Consider the following 20,295-nt stretch of genomic DNA (forward strand, 5'->3'; position numbering starts at 1 on the left):
CAGGAATTAGAAAAGAATTTAACAGGAAACACGACGACATGACTTCGATCATACTTCTTTCCCTCTTCGGCATCGTGAACCTCTTCATCGGTTTCGCGAACTCGAAAAGGATGCTGCTGCCACTGGCGCTGCTGTTCCTGGCGGTGGTGTTTGGCGCCAACCTGTTGAGCTGGAACGACACCCAGAGCTACTTCAGCAACATGATCACCATCGACAATTATTCGGTGGCGTTCACGGGCATCATGGTGCTCACCACGCTGCTGATGCTGCCCTTTTCGCAGCGCTACGTGGACGACCGGGACGATAACCTGGCCGAGTTCTACTCGCTGCTGCTGTTCTCGCTGGTGGGCGCCATCATGATGGTGAGCTTTGAGAACATGCTGATGCTGTTTGTGGGCGTCGAGATTCTCTCCATTGCCATGTACGTGCTGGCGGGCAGCGACAAAAAGAGCCTGCGCTCCAACGAAGCCGCCCTCAAGTACTTCCTGATGGGCTCCTTTTTCACCGGCATCCTGTTGTTCGGCATCGTGCTGATATATGGCGCGACCGGCACGTTCAACATCACCGAGATTGGCGCTGCCCAGGCAGCCACCGACGGTGTGATGAACGCCATGTTCCTGCTGGGCCTGCTGATGGTGATCATCGGCATCTCGTTTAAGATATCGGCTGCGCCGTTCCACTTCTGGGCGCCGGATGTATATGACGGCACCCCTACCTTCTTCACCTCGTTTATGTCGACGGTGGTGAAAACGGCGGGCGTGGCGGCATTTTACAAACTGATGGCGGCGGCTTTCGCGGCCTCCTACCCCAGCTGGTTCCCGACGCTGGTGGCCATCACGACGCTTACCCTGGTGGTGGGCAACGTGGGCGCACTGGTGCAGACGAGCGTGAAGCGCATGCTGGCCTACTCCAGTATCTCGCACGCGGGCTACCTGCTGATGGCCCTGGTCGCTTTCAACGAACAGTCTGATTCGTCCATCCTGTTTTACTCACTGGCTTATTCGGCTGCCACGGTGGTGGCCTTCGGGGTGCTGGGCATGGTGAAAAACCAGCGTGGCGGCGAGGTATACGAATCATTCAACGGGCTGGGCAGGACGAACCCGCTGCTGGCCTTTGCCATGACGGTGTCGATGTGCTCGCTGGGCGGGATTCCGCTGACGGCCGGTTTCTTTGCCAAGTTTTTCGTGTTCGCTGCTGTGCTGCAGGATGCCCATATGATGTGGCTCGTAATCGTCGCCGTGGTGCTGGCCGCTGTGGGTATCTACTATTACTTCCGTGTCGTGATTGCCATGTACCTGCACCCGGCAGAGAACCTCGCGCCAATCAAAGTGAACAGCTTTTCGGCCTTCATGCTCATCTTCATCACTGTACTGACGATTCTGCTGGGCGTAGCCCCGGCACTGGTGAGCGACATCCTCTAAGGAAGGTTATAAACCCTTACAGAAAGCGGCGGCTCCATCAGGGGCAGCCGCTTTTTTATATATAGCCCTGATAAAGTGCCGCACCTATATAAATTAACCATCTTCGCGCGCCGGGGGGCGCGAAGACGGTTCTGTCAAATAATTCATATTCCTATTTCCGATATGTTCTGTAACGGCTATCTATACCTGCAGCTTTCTTTTAACCTGTCATGTGCTGTAAGAAAAGCTCACCCTGGCCCCCAAACTGCGTACAATTGGTTAAAGAGTAGTTTGATTGATTGTTCAGGAAACTTACAAGACGATGAAAAAGACAGGAATGACAGCCTTTATGGCATTTGCATTGGCCACCCTTGCCGCCTGTGGCGACGGAGGCGCGAACACGGCGGCAGAGGAGATGGAAACGATAGACACAGAAGAAACGCCTACTGACGTTCAGCTGGATATAGAAGATGACTCTGCCGAGACACTGGACCCGGACACCGCCGTGTACCACGACATGACGCTGTGATTGAACCCAGGCTATATATAGCCGCTTACATATTTTAAGGAGACGTGCTCTTATATGCCTCACCCACCGGCTGCAGGATGCCATGTTTCCTGCTGCCGATGGGTGAGGTTAAATTTTCTTGCTGGCTGTATGGAAACCAGGCTTTATATAATGTGCTACGTTAGCGATGTGCTTTAAAGCTCCCTTACCCAAATGTTGCGGAAACTGATGGGTATGCTTTTGTCGCCGTGCGCCTGTAGCTTGATGGGGGAAGCCCCGTGCGGCTTGTAAGACGGCTTGCCGATATACTGCGTCGGGCCCAGTAACTCCACGTTGTTTTGCACCAGCACCCCGTTCAGCAGCACCGTTACGCGCGCAGGCGTTTCCACGGAGCCATCCGCCTTAAAGGTGGGCGCTTTCCAGAACACGTCATAGCTCTGCCACTCGCCCGGCTTTTTGGTAGGGTTGGCCAAAGGCACGAATTGCTTGTAAATGCTGCCAGCCATTCCGTTCACATAGGTTTTGTTGTCGTAGGAATCCAGCACCTGCAGTTCGTAGCCCGCGTCGCCTTTGCCCGTGGAGGCCAGGAAAATACCGCTGTTGCCCCGCGATTGCCCCTCCAGGTTGATGTTTTCAGGGATTTTCCACTCGATGTGCAGTTGGTAATCCTCAAATTCCTTCTTGGTCTCGATGTTGCCGGCTTCCTTGTTCACCGTCATCACTCCGTCCGCCACTTTCCACTGGGCGGGCTTGCTCCGGTCTGCCGTTGCTACCCACTGGTCCAGGTTCTTCCCATCAAAAAGGACCGTAGCATCTGACGGAGCCTCGATACGCGCCTCGCCTGGGGTTACTTTCTCAGGCACCGGCTCCCACACCTCCGTGTCTTCCGGCTTTGCTTTTTGCTGCGCCTGCACCATGAAAAAGCTGCCTGCCAGCAGCGTTGTCATTAAAATTTTAGATGTCATTTTAGGGTTGTTTATATATAATCTGTTTTTTACCTGTTTATGTATGCGCGCTATATATGGGTTACAGATAGGCGCGCTTTCAATGTTGAAATACCCTGAAGGAGCGCCTATATATATAGCCTATACGTTCCGCCCGTTTGTCACGCACTCGCGCAGTTGCTTTTCCGTGTAGGCCAGGTTATGCTCCCGCAGCACCTCCTCCGGCACGCCCTGCCACTGGTTGGGGCGGTTGCCCATATAGCCGATGTCCTTCACGCCCATCTCAGAGGTGTAGAAGCCGGTCGCCGTGAGGTTGCGCATTAGGCTAAAGAATGCCACCCCCTTTTTCATTTCCGGCGCCGCCTTCTCGGGGTAGGCAATGGCGTCCACCATCTCCAGTTGCTGCTTCTCCGTACACTCCCGGAAGGGGTTGTCGTAACGGTCCTGGCACTGGATGTCCAGCCATTTCAGGCCGTTGCGCATCGGCGTCTGGTTCTCGGGCTTGTCTTTCACGATAAACTCGATGAAGGCAGGCACGCCCGCCTCGGAGGCGCTTCCGCTCACGTCGTCCGCCGGGATAATGATATCCGCCAGCACCGTGATCGTGGCCATCTCCGGTTCTGTGAAGAAGGTCTTGGAGGTGATTTCCTTTAAATGGGCAATCTCTTCCGGCATGCGGCCCGGCAGGGCCGCAGACTCGGTAGGCGTCTCCAGTACCTGTGCGGCCTGCTCTTCGGTTTTGGTGTCGCCGCAGGATTCCAGCAGAAACGCCGAGGAAACGGTGCCCAGCACAATGGCCTTAAGTGATTCTCTTCTGTCCATATAGTTAAGCTTTAGCCTGTGAGGGCGCTTATAGATTTTGCTTTTTCATTTGGTCGATGATGTATTCCGAGGCCCGCATAGAGAGCGCCATGATGGTCCAGGTGATGTTCTTGTCGCCCTGCGAAACGAATTGCCCTCCGTCTACGCAGAAGAGCGTCTTGCTGTCGTGGGCCTGGCTCCATTTGTTCAGGGCCGATTTCTTTGGGTCGTTGCCCATGCGCACCGTGCCTGCCTCGTGTATGATTTTCCCGGGTGCCGCAAGGCCCCAGTTGTTATGCGGGCCAGCGTCGCCGCCCGAGGTGATGATGGCCCCCATCTCATGCAGAATCTCCTTGAACGTCTCGTTCATGTGCTTGGCCTGGTTGATCTCGTAGTCGGAGTACTTCACGTTGAAGCGCAGCACCGGAATGCCGTATTTGTCCACCACGTTCGGGTCTATCTCGCAATAGTTGCTCTCAAACGCGATGGCCTCGCCCCGGCCGGCCATGCCCACGCCTGCGCCGTACATAAAGCGGTAGTCTTCTTTCAGCGATTTGCCGTAGCCGCCCGCCTCCTTGGTGCTGCCATTCACCTGCAGCTTGCCGTTCATGTTCTCGACACCCCAGCCAAAGCCGTAGGCTGGCTGCTGCATGCCGCCCCAGTACTCTATATGATACCCCCTCGGGAAGTCGAGCTTTTTGTTATCCAGCCACCAGGGCGTGTAGACGTGCATGCCGCCCACACCGTCCTCGTTGTAGCGCTTGCGGCCCATCAGTTCGGGCAGCACGCCGCTCACAGAGGCGCCTGTGGAATCGTGCAGGTACTTGCCTACCACGTCGCTGGAGTTGGCAAGGCCATTGGCGTGGCGCCGCGACACCGAGTTGAGCAGCAGGCGGGCGCTCTCGCAGGCGCTTGCCGCCAGTATCACCACCCGGCCGTTTACCTGGTAATCCAGCATGTCTTTTTTGTTCACGTACGATACGCCCGTGGCCAGCCCCTCCGAGTTGGTGATCACCTCCCGCGCCATCGCGTTCGGAATCACGTCTACGTTTCCGGTTGCCACGGCAGGTTTCACCAGGCAGGAGCCGGCGGAGAAGTCGGCGTACACTTTGCAGCTGCGCCCGCACTGCGCGCAGTAGAAGCACTGCCCGCGCTCCTCGTTTATTTTTTCGGTGAGGATGGACAGGCGCGAGGGAATGACCGGAATGCCGATGCCCTGCGCCGCTTTCTGTATTTTCAGTTCGTGCAGGCGCGGCAGCGGCGGCGGCAGGAAAACACCATCCGGCTCGTCCTCCAGCCCTTCTTTGGTGCCGAACACGCCTATCAGCCTGTCCACTTTGTCATAGAAAGGCTTTACGTCATCGTAGCCGATGGGCCAGTCTTCGCCCAGCCCGTCAATGCTTCTGTGCTTGAAGTCCTTTGGCCCGAAGCGGAGGGATATCCGGCCCCAGTGGTTGGTTCTGCCGCCCAGCATGCGGGCACGCCACCAGTCCCACTCCGTTCCTTCAACCTTCGTGTAGGGCTCGCCGTCTATCTCCCAGCCCCAGTAGCAGCCGTCAAAATCGCCGAAAGGCCGGTACTTGGTGCTGGCCCCTCTCCTTGGCGACTCCCAGGGATTCTTCAGTTGCGCGGAGTCAGTGGCGGGGTCAAACATAGCGCCTGCCTCGAGCAGACATACTTTCAGGCCGGCTTTCGCCAGCACGTAAGCTGCCATACCGCCACCGGCGCCGGAGCCTACTATAACAGCATCGTATTTCTTGGGTTCTTCTTTGATTTGATAAGCAGCCATGCAGAATATGTGCGTAAGGGTTTGAGGGCGTGTACATAACAGAGCGGGCGGAGGCCGGAACTTGGCGCTTCAGGTGCTCCCGCTTCTTTGCCAAAATATTTGCCTCTGCTATGTTACAAATTTATCCGGTGAAGTGCAACGCGTTTGCCGTATTTCCCAGCGGTTATATGCCTCGCGCTAAAGCAAAGCAGGAAAAAGCAACAATATTTCAGGGGAGGCTGGGGAAGCAGGCGGCAACAAAAAAGCCCGCGACCATTTCAGTACGCGGGCTTTTTATATATGCTTGGGGCTATTGGAGAGAAGCTGCATCATCAACAGAAAGCACCTTCTTCATCCCATACCAACCGGGTTACATGCAGCAAGCAGCTAAACCGCTTATGGTAAGTCTTGTATCTTATGTCTCGTCAAAGGTTCAGCGTCATGATGATGCTTTCGCTGTAATCCACCTGGTCCTCGGGCGCTATATCCGGCTGCTTTCCTTCCACCCTGAAGCCAGCTTTCTGATATAGCCGCACCGCGCTTTTGTTGGCCCGCTCCACCTGCAGGCAAAGCACCTGCAGCTTGTGATTCTGCCGCGCCCACGCCACCGCCGCGCGCAACAGAATAGAACCCAGCCCCTTGTTCTGATACTCCTGCAGCAGGCCCATGGTTATCAGGCCCGACTGGTCTTCATACTCCTCCTCGCTGCCGGTCAGGTCGAGGTTGCCGATGACGTTTCCGTTGTGCAGGGCCAGCAGCAACAGGCTGTTCGGGTTCTGCCGCAGTTCCCGTATCCACTTCGCCTCGTCCGCCACCGTGCTCTCCAGTTCCTCAGGAGCCACAATCAGGTAGCGGCTCGTGAGCACGTATTCCCGCACGGTTTGCAGCAGGGCTTCCGAGTCGGTCACCTTGCCTTCTCTGATCAGGATCTTCTCCCCTGTTTTCAACTCATACTCCTGCGCTGCTACCTTCACCTGTCCGGATAAATCTATATATAAACCCACTACTCAACAGCATCCTGCCTATATGGCTGCGGCACGGCTCGCCACAAGTTAAACACGCATCTTATATGCCTTACGCCTTTTCCTGCGCTTAGTGCGGCAGGTGCTTCATGCGGATGTGCAGTTCGTCTAACTGCTCATTTGCAATTGGCGACGGGGCATCTATCATCACGTCGCGGCCCGAGTTGTTTTTCGGGAAGGCGATGAAGTCGCGGATAGAGTCTGCGCCACCAAACAGCGAGCAGAGCCTGTCGAAGCCGAAGGCAATGCCCCCGTGCGGCGGCGCCCCATACTCAAAGGCGTTCATCAGGAAGCCGAACTGCGCCTCTGCCTCTGCGCGGGAGAAGCCCAGCAGCCGGAACATCTGCTCCTGCAGCCTGCGGTCGTGGATCCGGATAGAGCCGCCGCCCACTTCCACCCCGTTTATCACCATGTCGTAGGCGTTGGCGCGGATGTCGCCGGGGCGGTCATCGATCAGGGGCAGGTCTTCTGGCTTCGGAGAGGTGAACGGGTGGTGCATGGCATGGTAGCGCTGCGTGGCCGCATCCCACTCCAGCAGCGGGAAGTCCACCACCCACAGCGGCGAGAACACGTTCTTGTCGCGCAGGCCGAGGCGCTCGCCCATCTCCAGGCGAAGCTCGCTCAGGGCTTTGCGGGTTTTGTCGGCTCCGCCGGCCAGTATCAGCAGCAGGTCGCCGGGGCGGGCGTCAAAGGCCGCGCCCCATGCCGCCAGGTCTTCTGCCGTAAAAAATTTATCTACCGACGATTTGATGCTGCCATCCTCCGCCACGCGGGCATATACCAGACCCGTGGCCCCTATCTGCGGGCGCTTCACAAAATCTGTCAGTTCGTCGAGTTGCTTGCGGGTATAGCTGGCCGCGCCTCTCGCGTTGATACCGACCACCAGTTCTGCATTATCAAATACCGGAAAGCCCTTGTGCCGGGCCAGCGCGTTCAGTTCCACGAAGTGCATATCGAAACGGGTATCCGGTTTGTCGGAGCCGTAGAGCCGCATGGCGTCGGCGTAGGTCATGCGCGGCAGCTTCTCGATCTGGATGCCCATCACTGCCGAGAACATGTGCCTGATGAAGCCTTCGAAAACTTTCAGGATGTCTTCCTGCGTCACAAACGACATCTCGCAGTCTATCTGCGTGAACTCCGGCTGGCGGTCGGCGCGCAGGTCTTCGTCGCGGAAGCACTTCACAATCTGAAAGTACTTGTCGAAGCCAGCCACCATCAGCAACTGCTTGAACGTCTGCGGAGACTGTGGCAGCGCGTAAAACTCACCCGGGTTCATGCGGCTCGGCACCACGAAGTCGCGGGCCCCTTCCGGTGTGGATTTGATCAGCACCGGTGTCTCCACCTCTATGAAATAATGGCTATCGAGGTAATGGCGGGCTTCGCGCATCATGCGGTGGCGCAGTTCAAGGTTGCGGCGCACCGGGGCGCGGCGCAGGTCCAGGTAGCGGTACTTCATGCGCAGGTCGTCGCCGCCGTCGGTTTCGTCCTCAATCAGGAACGGCGGCAGCTTGGAGGGGTTCAGCACTTCCAGCTTCGAGACTTTCACCTCTATCTCGCCCGTGGGGATTTTCTCGTTCTTGGAGAAGCGCTCGATCACTTTGCCGGTTGCCCGCATCACAAACTCGCGGCCCAGGTTACGCGCCTGCTCCACAATGGCCGGTGGCGTAATGCCCTCCTCAAAAGAAAGCTGCGTGATGCCGTAGCGGTCGCGGAGGTCGACCCAGACCATACCGCCTTTGTCGCGCACGCGCTGCACCCATCCGGTTAAAACAACGTCTTCGTGTATGTTATGGAGGCGGAGTTCGCCGCAAGTGTGTGTTCTGAGCATGGCTTCAATGAGTGTGTCTGTATCTGCAAAGGTAACAATTTGTAAGTTTCGGAGAGGCAGGTGCGAAAAAGATGTTAGTCGAGCATCCGGCGCATGGCCGCCACGTCGTTCACCTGGGCGGCATAGATGCCCATCGAAATCATCCTGGCGATATAGGCGTTGGACTTGCCGCCGAACAGCACCACCTCCAGCCCCTGCTGCTTCGCCTCCTGCACCTGCCCGTGGCTTACCTTGCCGCCATGGGCACATATGCCCTGAAAGCTGTGGGCCAGCACCGTCTGCTGTGCCTGCCCGAAGTCACTGCCCGCATCAATCATCAATATGGCATCGGGCTCCACCTGGCGGAAGGCCTCCAGGAAATCGGCATTTGGGGAGATAAAAACGAGCTTCTGCAGCGGGTATCTGTATTGCCGCAGCAGCGCCAGCAGCGTGCGGGCATATATGGCGTGGCGCGAGGCGTCGTGGTTGCGCAGGTCGAGGTGCAGGTACGGCGGCTCCGGGTAGGTGCGGAACAGTTGCAGGAGCTCTTCCAGGGTCATGATTCCCTCGTTGTGGAACAGGTCATACGGGAAGCCGCCTTTGTAGGCCAGCCCCGCCACCTCCGAGGCTGGCAGGTTCTCGATGGTGTCCGGCTCCGGCCACACCGTCATCGAGGCAAGCGTCACGTCGTGGTACAGAATGGGCACACCGTCTTTGCTCAGTTGCACGTCCACCTCCACGCCGTCTGCCCCGTTTTCCATGGCTTTTATGATAGAGGCCCTGCTGTTGGGCGGCAAAAAGTTAACAGGGTTCAGCGGGGAAAAGAAGCCTGAGCCAGCGTGGCCTATCAGCAGCACATCGGCATCGGCGTAGAGGGAGGCGAAGTAAAATTCGCGGCAGCCATATATGGCCAGCCCCGCCGCGCCCAGCACGAGCAGTAATTTGGGGAGGAGTTGTAAGCGTCGCTTTCTGACCGTCTTCACAGGATGCAGGATGCTTTGCATTCAATTTAAAAGTCCAAGGTAACACCAATTCTTTTATTTCCCCTTAAATTTGGGCAGCACTACAGCCGCCGCATGCAAAGTCATACGAAAACAACTACCGGGCCCGCCGCCGAAACTCTCCTCCCCGGTACCACCCACAGCCGTTACCTGGTGCCGCTTTCCTTCATCCTGCTGCTGGCCCTGCTTATCCGCATGGCGGCGGCCTTCTTCTCCAAAGGGTTTGCTTTCAGCGACGATCATTTCGACGTGATCACGATTGCGCAGGGCTGGCTCGACGGGCTGCCGCTGTGGCTGAACGAGCCGACGCCGCCCTACCACAGCATGCTGTACGTGCTGGTGCATTACGCCATCTTATATATACTGGAGGCAATGGGCGTCTATAGCCCGGAAACAAAAATGACGGTGGTGCGGGTGCTGCATGGACTGTACTCGCTGCTGGTGGTGTACTTTGGCTACAAGCTGACAGAGCGCCTGTCTAACACGCAAAACGCGCGGCTGGTGGGCCTGATGCTGGCGCTGGTGTGGTTCATGCCGTTTATGAGCGTGCGCAACCTGGTAGAGATGGTGTGCATCCCGCCATACCTGGCCGCCTTTTACCTGATGGTGAAGCAGGAGCAGGCCGACCGGAGGCGGGTGATGCCCTATATATGGGCGGGCGCTTTGTTCGCCCTCGCCTTTACCATCCGCTACCACGCGGTGCTGTTCGGGGCGGGGGCAGGGCTGGTGCTGCTCTACCGCCGCCAGTGGCGCGAAGCGGGCGCTGTGCTGCTGGGTTTCGCCGTGGCCGCCTTTCTGGTGCAGGGCGTCATCGACATCATCTTCTTCGATTACCCTTTCCACTCCATCGTAGCGTACTTTATATATAACTCCGAGAACGCCACAAACTACAGCACCGGCCCTGTTTACCGCTTTGCCCTGACGGTGCTCGGTTTCCTGGTGCCGCCCGTGAGTGTGTTCCTGGTGCTGGGCTATGCCCGCACCGCGCGGCTGGCTCCCACGCTTTTCTGGGGCGGCCTGATCTTTTTCGTGGCGCACTCGCTCTTCCCGAACAAGCAGGAGCGCTTCATTCTCCCCCTGCTCCCGCTGGTCATGATACTGGGCGTGATCGGGTGGCGGCAGTTTGTGCAGACTTCCGCGTTCTGGCACCGCCGCCGCAGGCTGCTGGCGTTCTGCTGGGTCTTCTTTTGGGTGCTGAACATAGCGGCTGCGGTGGGGATGGCCTTTACCTATACCAAAAAGAGCCGCGTGGCCCCGCTGGTGTACCTGTCAGAGAAGCCGGGCCTGGATGGCGTGGTGCTGGAGTTCGGCAACCACAGCGTAAAAAAGCCGCCGCTCTTTTACCTGGGCCACATGAGCGCCGAGTACGACAGGTATATAATGGATAAGGACATGGTGTGGGAGGAGTACCTGCAGGGTCGGACACAGCTGCCGGCGGATTTTGTAATGGCCTATACCCTGAACGAAGACAAGGCGCCGCAACAGTTGCAGCAGGAAATCACCGCCTCGCCCTACAAGCCGGACTACGTCATCGTGGTGGGCACCGACGATATGGAGGAGCGCATGGCGCGGCTGCACAGCCTGTTCCCGAACCTGAGACTGGAGCACACCATCACGCCCTCGTTATACGACCGTCTGCTGCACTTCCTGAACCCGCGCGTACACAAAGACGAGCATGTGCAGCTTTACCAGGTGCTGCCGTAGCCGCACTACCGCGTGAAAGTGTATATATAGTTGACAGAGAAATTCCAGAGGAAGACCAGCACCACCGCCACGAACTTGGCGATATAGAAGCTGAGCCGGGCGCGCTCCGTGAGCAGGTACACGATGAGGTTGTTGAGCAGCAGCCCGACCGCCGCCACGAAAAGAAACTTTGAGAACTGCCAGCCAATCCCGGGATCCAGACTGTGGAAGGTCCAGGTGCGGTTGAGGTAGTAGTTGCTGCCGCTGGCCAGCAGGAAGCCCAGGCTGTTGGCGATGTACTTGTTCCAGCGCAGTTGCTCCTTGGCAATATAGGTAACGCCGAAGTCCAGCAATAGGCCTGATAAGCCCACCACGCCAAATTTAAGAAACTTAAAGAAGAGGCTCTGCAGGCTTTCATTCATTCGCTCTGGCGTTACGCTTACCGACTGGGCCCAGCCACGGGGCACTGTTTGTTTCAGCGGAAGCAGCAAAAGTAGCAGACTTTGGCCATGCAACCAATTTTTCGCGGCGGGCACCATCCAGGCAGCCGCAAGTGGCGCCGTATTGGGGTAAGCTTGCTGGCACCATCGGGGAAAGTCTCCTGCACATGAAATATATTTCGGGGTGGCACACCAGAACAGCCCAGCTGCGCGTTATAGCCTAAGTGGTGGCTGACGGGGCGCTGTATATAGGCGGTTCGAATAATTTATCACTCGGCCCCTGTTATCCTGAGAGAATACTGGTAGAGGGGAAATTAAGCTTTTACGGCTTGCCGAAAGGTTCTCCGGATCAGGTTCATGACTCAGAACTTGCAGGGTTACAAAAATTTAAGCTAATTTTGACCCAATGCTTATAAAGACATTGCCGTGAGCGTTAAGCCCCCGGCGATAGGGCGCTCTTGTTTAAAGGGGGGAGCGCCCTTCCGATCCAAACAACCAAAGTGACGTTAACAAAGAAGCCGCACCTGCTGGGTGTGGCTTCTTTCATTTATATATGCCGGAGGCTTTATTTGAACAGGCCGCCCAGCTTTCCGCCAAGCCCTTTGGACACGGCGTCCTTAAGGCCGCCGCCCAGCAGGCTGCCCATAATGTCGGACTGGCCCATGCCCTCGGAAGTTACCTTGCCCGAGAGCTTGTTCATGATGAAGGTCATCACAAACGGTGCCACCTGGCTGGCCACGGAGGCCGGGATGCCCAGTTTGGTGGTCAGGTCGCCTACATACCGCTGGATGGCGCTGTTGACGGTGGCGCTCTGGGCGGCCGCCTTGTTGCCTTTCAGCACATCCATGATGTCGCCGAAATCGCCGCTGCCGGCGCGGGTCTTCATCTCGTCCCCCAGGTCGTCCTTGGCCAGGTCCACCGATTGGTTCGCTTTCTGCGGATCTAAATTAAACTTGCTTTGCAACTCGCCAGTCAGCTGCCCTTTTACACTGTTCATGATGTTTTCAAGCATGGTGTTAGTTTTTTGAATGGTATAATATTGATTGAAATTCCCCGAGAGGCACTAAGCGCGCAGCACGGCAACTCGCTGTTCCTGCTTCCATAGGAATACATTCCTGCTGCTGTCATCAGCACGCAAGCTTTGCGTGTGACTCTATCGCCACACACTCTATAACGGCAACCGGCCCCAGAGGATGCTGCAGATGCAATGACGGGGCGCCGAACTTCGTTAGAGACTTTGGCAGAGAAATTGCATCATTTGTGGCTAAGGCAACTATGCCCGCCATTTTTATAACTTTGCCTTCCGAAACACATGAATATGCGCTATATAGCTTTTTTAGGAGTTCTTTTCCTGGCAGGGGTGGCCTTTGCCCAGCCTAAACTGAAGAAGGTGCAGATTACCAAGGAGCTCAGCGTCATGCTGCCGCAGGATTTTACGCCCCTGCCCATCGAGGAAATTGCCCGTGAGTATCCGGCGTCTGTCGAGCCGCTGGCCGTATATACCAGCCCGAACGGCCAGGTCGACTTCAGCGTGACGCAGAAGCCCACGCAGTTCAGGCAGCAGGACCTGGATATGCTGCGCGAGTTTTACAAGGCCAACCTGCTGGAGACTTTCAGCAAAATAGACTTTATCCGGCAGGAGGTGACCCAGGTGAAAGGCAAGGATTTTATCGTGTTCGAGTTTGTGTCGACGGTGGCGGATGAGCGCGGCGTCACGAACCTGGCACCGGTGAAGAAGTACAGCATTGTGCAGTATACCATTGCCGGAGACCAGCTGCTGATCTTCACCCTGCACGTCCCTTTTATGATGAAGAACGACTGGCAGCAGCCGGCCCGCGAAATCATGAGCTCCATCGCCCTCAAGAAAAACTGAGGTTCATATATAACCCGCACATGCCTTGGGAAGCCTCTCCTTTTCCGGGGGGGCTTTTTGATTCTGTGCCCGCAGTGCCTTAACTTTGATAGGCTTGGTTATATGACTTCAGCCATATAACCTTCCTTCTTATATATAGCAGCCCGCAAATTCATGCGGGCTCCACCTGAGAGACTTGCCATGGCCACAGACTTCCTATCCATCTACAGCGACGACCACTTTATGCAGCAGGCCTACACGCAGGCAAAACAGGCCTACGCCGAAGGCGAGGTGCCCATCGGTGCAGTCATCGTCGCCAATAACCGCATCATCGCCAAGGCCTATAACCAGACCGAGAAACTGAACGACGTGACGGCGCACGCCGAGATGCTGGCCTTTACGGCCGCCGCCGAGTACCTGGGCAACAAATACCTCCACGACTGCACCCTGTACGTGACCGTGGAGCCCTGTGTGATGTGCGCCGGCGCCAGCTTCTGGGCGCAGCTCAAGCGGGTGGTGTTCGGAACATCTGAGCCCAAGCGCGGTTATAGACGTGTAGGGAATCTGCTGCACCCCAAAACAGAGATGGTGAGCGGCATCATGGCGCAGGAGTGCGCCGACCTGATGGCCGCTTTCTTTGCGGCTAAAAGAAATTAACTAACTTTGAGACCAAGCCGTACACCTTTAACAAGTGTACTGACATCATTTTTCAACCTATAACTATTATAAAACTATGGCTTTCGAACTTCCGAAACTACCTTACGCGTACGACGCCCTGGAGCCGCACATCGATGCGCGCACTATGGAAATCCATCATACCAAGCACCACCAAGCCTATACCACCAACCTGAACAACGCCATCAAGGGCACTGAGCTGGAGAACAAGTCCATCGAGGAGATCCTGCGGAACGTGGATGGCAACACGGCTGTCCGCAACAACGGCGGCGGCTACTACAACCACAACCTGTTTTGGACCATCCTTTCGCCGAACGGCGGCGGGAAGCCCTCCGGCGAGCTGGCCGATGCCATCGACAGCGCCTTCGGCTCGTTTGACGCCTTCAAGGAGGAATTCAACAAGGCAGCGGCCACGCGCTTCGGCTCCGGCTGGGCCTGGCTGTGCGTAGACGGCGGCAAGCTGACGATTTGCTCCACTGCCAATCAGGACTCGCCCATCATGAACGTGGACCAGGCCTGTGACGGACAGCCGATCCTGGGCCTTGACGTGTGGGAGCACGCTTATTACCTGAACTACCAGAACCGCCGCCCGGACTACATCAATGCTTTCTGGAACGTTGTGAACTGGGAGGAGGTAACGCGCCGCTACAACGAAGCGAAGTAATCTTCAAACACTATATATAAAAGCCAAAAGCCCCGGTCCTATAGGACTGGGGCTTTTGGCTTTTATATATACTTATTATGACCCTAAACATATATCAGTAAAATAAGCATCAAAATATATAAAAACCTGCATACGGTTATTAGTTTTACAGCCGTTTATCAGTAGTTGTAGCATCATTAAAATCTCCTTCGGCATCACATGCTTTTTAATTCACTTGATTTCCTTGTCTTTTTCCCGACGGTTGCAGCACTCTACTTCCTGCTGCCCTACCGTCTCCGGTGGGTGCTGCTGCTCATTGCCAGCTATACCTTCTACATGTTCTGGCGGGTGGACTACGCCATCATCCTGGTCATCTCCACCCTGATTGACTACGTGTGCAGCCGGATGATGGACAGGTACGCAGAATCAGAAAGGGCAAAGCGCAAGCCCTGGCTTTGGCTGAGCCTGCTTTCCAACCTGGGCATCTTGTTTACTTTCAAGTATTATAATTTCTTTAACGAGGCCGCTGCCGACCTTGCGCGTTTGCTGGACGTGCCGTACGCGGCACCCGCCTTTGAGCTGCTGCTGCCCATGGGCATCTCGTTTTACACCTTCCAGACGATGAGCTACACCATTGATGTGTATTATGGCAGGATAAAGGCGGAGAAGCACCTGGGCATCTTTGCCCTGTTTGTCACCTTCTTCCCGCAGCTGGTGGCCGGGCCGATTGAGCGGGCAGGGAACCTGCTGGGCCAGCTGAAGGAGAAGCATGACTTCAATTACCAGAATGCAGCTAATGGCCTCAAATTGATGGCCTGGGGCTTGTTCAAGAAAATCGTTATTGCCGATCGCCTTGCGGTGATGGTAAACCATGTGTACAATAACCCGACAGATTATGAGGGCATTCCGCTCATCATCGGCACCGTTTTCTTCGCTTTCCAGATTTACTGCGACTTCTCGGGTTACTCTGACATCGCCATCGGGGCGGCGCAGGTGATGGGCTTTCGGCTGATGGAGAACTTCCGCAGGCCCTACTTCTCCAAGTCCATCCGGGAATTCTGGGCGCGCTGGCACATCTCGCTCTCCACCTGGTTCCGCGACTATTTATATATCCCCCTGGGCGGCAATCGCGTGGTGAAGTGGCGCTGGTACTACAACCTGTTTATCGTGTTCCTGGTGAGCGGGATATGGCACGGGGCCAACTGGACTTTCGTGGTGTGGGGGGCGTTGCATGGGTTTTACTTGGTGTTTGCGGAGCTGACGAAGAGAAGACGCAACGCAGCCGTGGACGCCCTCGGGCTGGCTGGCCGGCCACAGACCTACAAGGTCGCCCAGATAGGCACCACATTCGCCCTGGTTTGCCTGGCATGGGTGTTTTTCAGAGCAAACACAATCGGAGACGCCTGGTATATAACAACGCACCTTTTTAGCGGACTGGCAGAAACTGCACAGGCCATCGTAACAAACGAAGACGGCGCACGGGGCAATCTGCTTTACCTGGGGCAAAGCAGAGAAATCTTCACGATAGGTTTGCTGGCCATTTTGGTGCTCATGCTGGTGGAACTTGCGCAGCGGAGCGGGAGCCTGCGCCTTGCGATTTCCAGCTATCCCTTCCCGGTGCGCGTGGCAGCTTATAACATCCTCATCGCTTCAATCCTGCTGTTTGGCAGTTTCTCCGAATCAGAATTTATATACTTTCAGTTTTAAGATGAAAAAGTTATTCTTCTTCAGAGGGTTTATCGTAATCGCGACAACATTTATCTTCTATTCCCTCGTCTCATTCCTTTACCTGGGCGTGCTGCCTACAGAGTCGAATAGCTTCAGAAACTGGATCCCCAACCTGTTGAACACCGCTGGTGGCTATGGCTATACCCTGTTGCGGTTAAATGAGGCAGAAAAAGCGACTGACGTGGACATGCTTTTTATCGGGTCGTCTCAGGTAAACAGGGGCTTTGACGTGCGCATTTTTGAAAAAAACGGCCTGGAGGCCTTCAACCTGGGCACATCCGCCCAAACCCTCTTTAATTCCTATTACCTGTTAAAGGAGTACCTGCCAACCCTCAAACCTGAGTATGTGGTGCTGGATCTTTATTGGGGGGTGGCAAAGAACGATGGCATAGAGCCTGCTATTGATATACTATCTAATTCGGACCTGGATCAGAGCACACTTCAAATGGTGCTTGACCTGGAAAACGGAACAGTTTACAACAGTCTGTTCGCAGCCTATATTACGAGGCTGCAAACTCCGCTCCATGAAATCAGGCAGCAGAAATTCGAGGAGTTCAGATACGTTTCCGGCGGCTACACAGAGTCGCTCTCAACTCAGAATGAACTGGATAAGGAAGAGCTTGCGGATATAGAGTATCAGAAAGCCACGATTCATGACCTTCAGCTAGCGTACCTGCAAAAGATCATCAGGCTCTGTAAATCCCACAACAAGAAGCTGATATTTGTCATGACCCCCGTTACAAAGGAGTATAAGCGCAAGGTAGTAAACTACAGCAGCTATACGAGCACTATCGCCAGAATCGCCAGGGAGAACAACATTCCTTACTTCGACTACAACGAGCGGAAAGAACTTTCCCTCATATCCTCTACCGACTTCTCAGACATGAACCACTTATCCCAGAGCGGGGCTGAGAAGTTCGATAAATTATTTATAAGCGATTTAAAATCTTCAGGCATCCTGAACCACAGCTTGACCATCCAGCCTAAGCAGGACAAACAGCCCTATGCCCCGCTATAAGCGGATGAGCCGGGAAGTGGTATCGCGCCGCTACAACTAAGCGAAGTAATCTTCAAACACTATATATAGAAATCAAAAGCCCCGGTCCTATAGGACCGGGGCTTTTGATTTCTATATATGAACTCGCAGCGTCCGAAGGTCCTGCGAGTGTCTGGTAATCAGCAACAAACGCTCGCAGGAGCTGCGAGTCATATATAAACAAACCTATTCCGCCAGCGCCGTAGCGTCGTGTCTGGCTTTGTAGGAGGCGACGCCGGCATCCAGGAAGTTGACAAAGTTCTCCACATCCAGATCGTAGGCTATGGGCTTCACCAGCACATTCTCCTGGGCGTCCATCAGCACGTAGTAGGGCTGCGCGTTCACGTTAAACTTCGTAATCTGGTAGTCTGCGTTTTGCTTGCCGATGGTTTTCTTCTCCTTGCTGTCGTAGGCGCTGGTGTACCACTCCGCCTCCGGCAGCTCGGTTTTGTCATCCACGTACAGCGCGACGATCACATAATTTTCGCGCAGGCGCTGCAGCACTGCCGGGTCCGACCACACGTTGGCCTCCATCTCGCGGCAGTTCACACAGCCGTGGCCGGTGAAGTCGATGAAGATAGGCTTGCCCTGCTGGGCCGCGCAGGCCTTTGCCTGCTCCAGGTCGAAGTAGCCCTGCAGCCCGTGCGGCAACTCAAATATGTCGCCATACTTCGGCTCCCCGCACAACTGATCTGCCCCGGCTGTTGCGCCGCCTCCGCCCGCATTCTGGCGGATGATGCTGTTCAGGTCAAAGTCGTGGGTAGACTGCGGCGGCAGGTAGCCTGCCAGCGCCTTCAGCGGCGCCCCGAACATACCCGGTATCAGGTACAGCACAAAGCCGAAGGTGGCGATGGCCAGGAAGAGGCGCGGCACGCTGATATAGGGCAGGTCCGAGTCGTGGGAGAATTTAAGCTTGCCCAGCAGGTAAAAGCCCATCAGCGTGAAAATCACGATCCAGAGCGCTATATATACCTCCCGGTCCAGAATACCCCAGTGGTACACCTGGTCGGCCACGCTGAGGAACTTGAGCGCCAGTGCCAGTTCAATGAACCCGAGCACCACCTTTACAGAATTGAGCCAGCCACCGGACCTGGGCAGGCTGCTCAGCCACGACGGGAAGACGGCAAAAAGGGTAAACGGCAGAGCGAACGCCAGCGAGAAGCCGAACATGCCCGCCACCGGGCGTATGGTCTCGCCTCCGGCCGATGCCACCAGAATGCTTCCCACAATGGGGCCGGTGCAGGAAAAGGACACCAGCGCCAGCGTAAAAGCCATGAAAAAGACGCCCGCCCAGCCGCCTTTGTCGGCCTGCGCGTCTACTTTGGTGAGCCACGAACTGGGCAGCGTAATCTCGAACATGCCGAAGAACGACATGGCAAAGAGCAGGAAAATGGCGAAGAACAGCAGGTTCGGCAGCCAGTGCGTGCTGATGAAGTTGGCCCCGTCGGCCCCGAAAAGCTTGGCCACCACCGTACCGATGAGGGTATAGATGGCGATGATAGAAAGGCCATATACCAGCGCCTTCAGCACTGCCTGCCCTTTGCTGCCGCTGCTGCCGGTGAAAAAACTCACTGTCATGGGCACCATCGGGAACACGCAGGGCGTGAGCAGCGCCACCAGCCCCGAGCCGAAGGCCACCAGCATAAACGCCCACAGGCTGTCCTGCCCTGTCATGGGCTCTGACGCCGGAACTGTGGCCGAAAACGTTTCAGTAGCCGCCCCCTCGGTTGTGCCCGGCTGCTGCGCAAAGGCCGAGGAAAGTGCTTCCGTTCCACTGGTATCCTCGGCGGTCATGTCCTGAAACGCGGCAACGGTGTCCCGAACGGGCTGTTGCGGGGCGGCCGACTTGGTTTTCGCGGGCGCTTTGTCTGCGGGCTTGGCGGCAGGTGTAGCAGCGGCCGTAACGGCTATCTGCTGGCTCGTGAAGGCAAAGGTATCGTCGAAGGGGATGCACTGGCCGGTCACGTCGGTACACACCTGGTACTCGTAGCCGCCCTTTACCTGCAGGTCGGGCTGCAGCACGCGGATTTTCTGCCGGAACTGCGCCGTGCCGGTAAAGTAGGTGTACTCCCCCTCCCATATATCGTCGTATTTTTTCTTGGGGTTGACGGGCTGAACATCGCCTACCAACTCGTAAGACGGGTGCTTCTGAAAGGAGAACTCCGTAACCATCGGCCCCAGGTCGGGGTCAAAGTCCGAGGAGTAGAGGTACCAGTCCTTGTCAATCTTCGCGTTGAAGATGAGGTCCACTTCCTCCCCCACCGCCACCTGCTTTTTAGAAACATCGTAGCTCCAGGAGGCGGGCTTCAGCACCTGCGCCTGCGCCAGCAATGCCACCAGGCAGAGCAGCCAGGTGGCGAGTAGTTTTGATCTCATGTTATAGCTGTCAATCATATATAGCCTGGCTCCTTATATATACTGGTGGAGGCGGTTGCAACCAGCGCGCCTTAGGTCTTGCCTCGTACAAAAATAGGCATTTTTGCCCTCACCCGGCACCTCCATTTACAGGTGCCCGCATAAACAACACGCAAACCTTCCTTAACGTTGCCTGCACCGCCACATAATACCTCCGGAGCGGCTCAATCTTTTATCAGTCTCAAATAAGGATTGCCCTCTTGCCAGGTTCTGCGGATTATTTTTTGTTTCTGCAGTGCAATTCATTTTACAGTAAAACAACCCCAAAAGCTTATACAGAGCACTTTATGCATATATATGCAATTTAAGTGCAATAAATTGCCATGAATCAAGTGCAACTTTTAATAAATATTCAACAAATTTTATATAATCCTATAACTATAATTAAACATTTTCCGTTGAACATGCTATATGAATCGCCGTTTACCACTTAATATTCAAGTTACACCCTTTAATCTGTAGGGTCTACGTAATAAAAGCGGCAAAAAGGCAACCTTTTATATGAAATGAAAAAATATCTTGCAATATTTACATAACACAACGCGCCAAACCACCACTTTTACCACCCTTTA

General features: G+C 55.6%; 17 protein-coding genes. 8 read left to right on the forward strand and 9 right to left on the reverse strand.

What is annotated here, in order from left to right; all coding sequences use genetic code 11:
• Positions 1–38 precede the first annotated feature (38 nt).
• Together GSQ62_RS08640 and GSQ62_RS08645 are read left to right on the forward strand one after the other, a co-directional pair.
• Positions 39–1,421, forward strand: a complete 1,383-nt coding sequence (locus GSQ62_RS08640; protein WP_161889133.1) for an NADH-quinone oxidoreductase subunit N — start codon at positions 39–41, stop codon at positions 1,419–1,421.
• A gap of 301 nt (positions 1,422–1,722) precedes the next feature.
• Positions 1,723–1,929: a hypothetical protein gene (locus GSQ62_RS08645; RefSeq protein ID WP_161889134.1), complete on the forward strand. Its 207-nt coding sequence runs from the start codon at positions 1,723–1,725 to the stop codon at positions 1,927–1,929.
• 173 nt (positions 1,930–2,102) lie between these two features.
• On the opposite strand, the gene GSQ62_RS08650 is transcribed toward GSQ62_RS08645, so the two are convergent.
• The 6 genes from GSQ62_RS08650 to GSQ62_RS08675 all read right to left on the reverse strand — a co-directional run bounded on the left by GSQ62_RS08650 (position 2,103) and on the right by GSQ62_RS08675 (position 9,233).
• Positions 2,103–2,873, reverse strand: coding sequence for a 3-keto-disaccharide hydrolase (locus GSQ62_RS08650; RefSeq protein ID WP_161889135.1), 771 nt, complete (start codon positions 2,871–2,873; stop codon positions 2,103–2,105).
• Between the two features lie 120 nt (positions 2,874–2,993).
• Complete coding sequence (locus tag GSQ62_RS08655) at positions 2,994–3,674, reverse strand: gluconate 2-dehydrogenase subunit 3 family protein (protein ID WP_161889136.1); 681 nt, start codon at positions 3,672–3,674, stop codon at positions 2,994–2,996.
• 28 nt (positions 3,675–3,702) lie between these two features.
• Entirely contained in the window at positions 3,703–5,442 is a 1,740-nt protein-coding gene (locus GSQ62_RS08660) for a GMC oxidoreductase (RefSeq protein WP_161889137.1), read from the reverse strand.
• Between the two features lie 404 nt (positions 5,443–5,846).
• The gene (locus GSQ62_RS08665; RefSeq protein WP_161889138.1) at positions 5,847–6,395 is read right to left on the reverse strand and encodes a GNAT family N-acetyltransferase; all 549 of its coding nucleotides are present in this window, start codon (positions 6,393–6,395) and stop codon (positions 5,847–5,849) included.
• A gap of 118 nt (positions 6,396–6,513) precedes the next feature.
• The gene (gene aspS, locus GSQ62_RS08670; protein ID WP_161889139.1) at positions 6,514–8,271 is read right to left on the reverse strand and encodes an aspartate--tRNA ligase; all 1,758 of its coding nucleotides are present in this window, start codon (positions 8,269–8,271) and stop codon (positions 6,514–6,516) included.
• A gap of 74 nt (positions 8,272–8,345) precedes the next feature.
• A complete protein-coding gene (locus GSQ62_RS08675) occupies positions 8,346–9,233 on the reverse strand; it encodes a glycerophosphodiester phosphodiesterase (RefSeq protein WP_161889140.1) in 888 nt (295 codons plus the stop codon).
• Between the two features lie 93 nt (positions 9,234–9,326).
• Here GSQ62_RS08675 and GSQ62_RS08680 point away from each other — a divergent pair, with 93 nt between their 5' ends.
• A complete protein-coding gene (locus GSQ62_RS08680; protein WP_161889141.1) occupies positions 9,327–10,955 on the forward strand; it encodes a glycosyltransferase family 39 protein in 1,629 nt (542 codons plus the stop codon).
• 5 nt (positions 10,956–10,960) lie between these two features.
• On the opposite strand, the gene GSQ62_RS08685 is transcribed toward GSQ62_RS08680, so the two are convergent.
• Together GSQ62_RS08685 and GSQ62_RS08690 are read right to left on the reverse strand one after the other, a co-directional pair.
• The gene (locus GSQ62_RS08685; RefSeq protein ID WP_161889142.1) at positions 10,961–11,356 is read right to left on the reverse strand and encodes a GtrA family protein; all 396 of its coding nucleotides are present in this window, start codon (positions 11,354–11,356) and stop codon (positions 10,961–10,963) included.
• Between the two features lie 583 nt (positions 11,357–11,939).
• Positions 11,940–12,386, reverse strand: a complete 447-nt coding sequence (locus GSQ62_RS08690) for a hypothetical protein (protein WP_161889143.1) — start codon at positions 12,384–12,386, stop codon at positions 11,940–11,942.
• 306 nt (positions 12,387–12,692) lie between these two features.
• Here GSQ62_RS08690 and GSQ62_RS08695 point away from each other — a divergent pair, with 306 nt between their 5' ends.
• From GSQ62_RS08695 to GSQ62_RS08715, 5 genes are all read left to right on the forward strand, one after another.
• Positions 12,693–13,247 carry a hypothetical protein gene (locus GSQ62_RS08695; protein ID WP_237587096.1) on the forward strand — a complete coding sequence of 185 codons (555 nt, stop codon included), beginning with the start codon at positions 12,693–12,695 and terminating at the stop codon, positions 13,245–13,247.
• Positions 13,248–13,427: 180 nt separating this feature from the next.
• Complete coding sequence (locus GSQ62_RS08700) at positions 13,428–13,883, forward strand: nucleoside deaminase (RefSeq protein ID WP_237587097.1); 456 nt, start codon at positions 13,428–13,430, stop codon at positions 13,881–13,883.
• A gap of 76 nt (positions 13,884–13,959) precedes the next feature.
• On the forward strand, positions 13,960–14,565 hold the full coding sequence (locus GSQ62_RS08705; RefSeq protein ID WP_161889145.1) for a superoxide dismutase: 606 nt from the start codon (positions 13,960–13,962) through the stop codon (positions 14,563–14,565).
• Between the two features lie 198 nt (positions 14,566–14,763).
• A complete protein-coding gene (locus GSQ62_RS08710; RefSeq protein ID WP_161889146.1) occupies positions 14,764–16,251 on the forward strand; it encodes an MBOAT family O-acyltransferase in 1,488 nt (495 codons plus the stop codon).
• A gap of 1 nt (position 16,252) precedes the next feature.
• Positions 16,253–17,290, forward strand: coding sequence for a DUF1574 family protein (locus tag GSQ62_RS08715; RefSeq protein WP_161889147.1), 1,038 nt, complete (start codon positions 16,253–16,255; stop codon positions 17,288–17,290).
• Positions 17,291–17,494: 204 nt separating this feature from the next.
• Here the strand turns inward: GSQ62_RS08715 and GSQ62_RS08720 are convergent, their stop codons facing one another.
• The gene (locus tag GSQ62_RS08720) at positions 17,495–19,684 is read right to left on the reverse strand and encodes a protein-disulfide reductase DsbD family protein (protein WP_161889148.1); all 2,190 of its coding nucleotides are present in this window, start codon (positions 19,682–19,684) and stop codon (positions 17,495–17,497) included.
• Positions 19,685–20,295: the final 611 nt, after the last annotated feature.

The organism is Pontibacter russatus (assembly GCF_009931655.1).
GTDB classification, from domain to species: Bacteria; Bacteroidota; Bacteroidia; order Cytophagales; family Hymenobacteraceae; genus Pontibacter; species Pontibacter russatus.

Coding starts and splice junctions, on each gene's coding strand:
- GSQ62_RS08640 (WP_161889133.1), top strand. CDS start 39: ATGACTTCGATCATACTTCTTTCCCTCTTCGGCATCGTGAACCTCTTC.
- GSQ62_RS08645 (WP_161889134.1), top strand. CDS start 1,723: ATGAAAAAGACAGGAATGACAGCCTTTATGGCATTTGCATTGGCCACC.
- GSQ62_RS08650 (WP_161889135.1), bottom strand. CDS start 2,873: ATGACATCTAAAATTTTAATGACAACGCTGCTGGCAGGCAGCTTTTTC.
- GSQ62_RS08655 (WP_161889136.1), bottom strand. CDS start 3,674: ATGGACAGAAGAGAATCACTTAAGGCCATTGTGCTGGGCACCGTTTCC.
- GSQ62_RS08660 (WP_161889137.1), bottom strand. CDS start 5,442: ATGGCTGCTTATCAAATCAAAGAAGAACCCAAGAAATACGATGCTGTT.
- aspS (WP_161889139.1), bottom strand. CDS start 8,271: ATGCTCAGAACACACACTTGCGGCGAACTCCGCCTCCATAACATACAC.
- GSQ62_RS08680 (WP_161889141.1), top strand. CDS start 9,327: ATGCAAAGTCATACGAAAACAACTACCGGGCCCGCCGCCGAAACTCTC.
- GSQ62_RS08685 (WP_161889142.1), bottom strand. CDS start 11,356: ATGAATGAAAGCCTGCAGAGCCTCTTCTTTAAGTTTCTTAAATTTGGC.
- GSQ62_RS08690 (WP_161889143.1), bottom strand. CDS start 12,386: ATGCTTGAAAACATCATGAACAGTGTAAAAGGGCAGCTGACTGGCGAG.
- GSQ62_RS08695 (WP_237587096.1), top strand. CDS start 12,693: ATGCGCTATATAGCTTTTTTAGGAGTTCTTTTCCTGGCAGGGGTGGCC.
- GSQ62_RS08700 (WP_237587097.1), top strand. CDS start 13,428: ATGGCCACAGACTTCCTATCCATCTACAGCGACGACCACTTTATGCAG.
- GSQ62_RS08705 (WP_161889145.1), top strand. CDS start 13,960: ATGGCTTTCGAACTTCCGAAACTACCTTACGCGTACGACGCCCTGGAG.
- GSQ62_RS08710 (WP_161889146.1), top strand. CDS start 14,764: ATGCTTTTTAATTCACTTGATTTCCTTGTCTTTTTCCCGACGGTTGCA.
- GSQ62_RS08715 (WP_161889147.1), top strand. CDS start 16,253: ATGAAAAAGTTATTCTTCTTCAGAGGGTTTATCGTAATCGCGACAACA.
- GSQ62_RS08720 (WP_161889148.1), bottom strand. CDS start 19,684: ATGAGATCAAAACTACTCGCCACCTGGCTGCTCTGCCTGGTGGCATTG.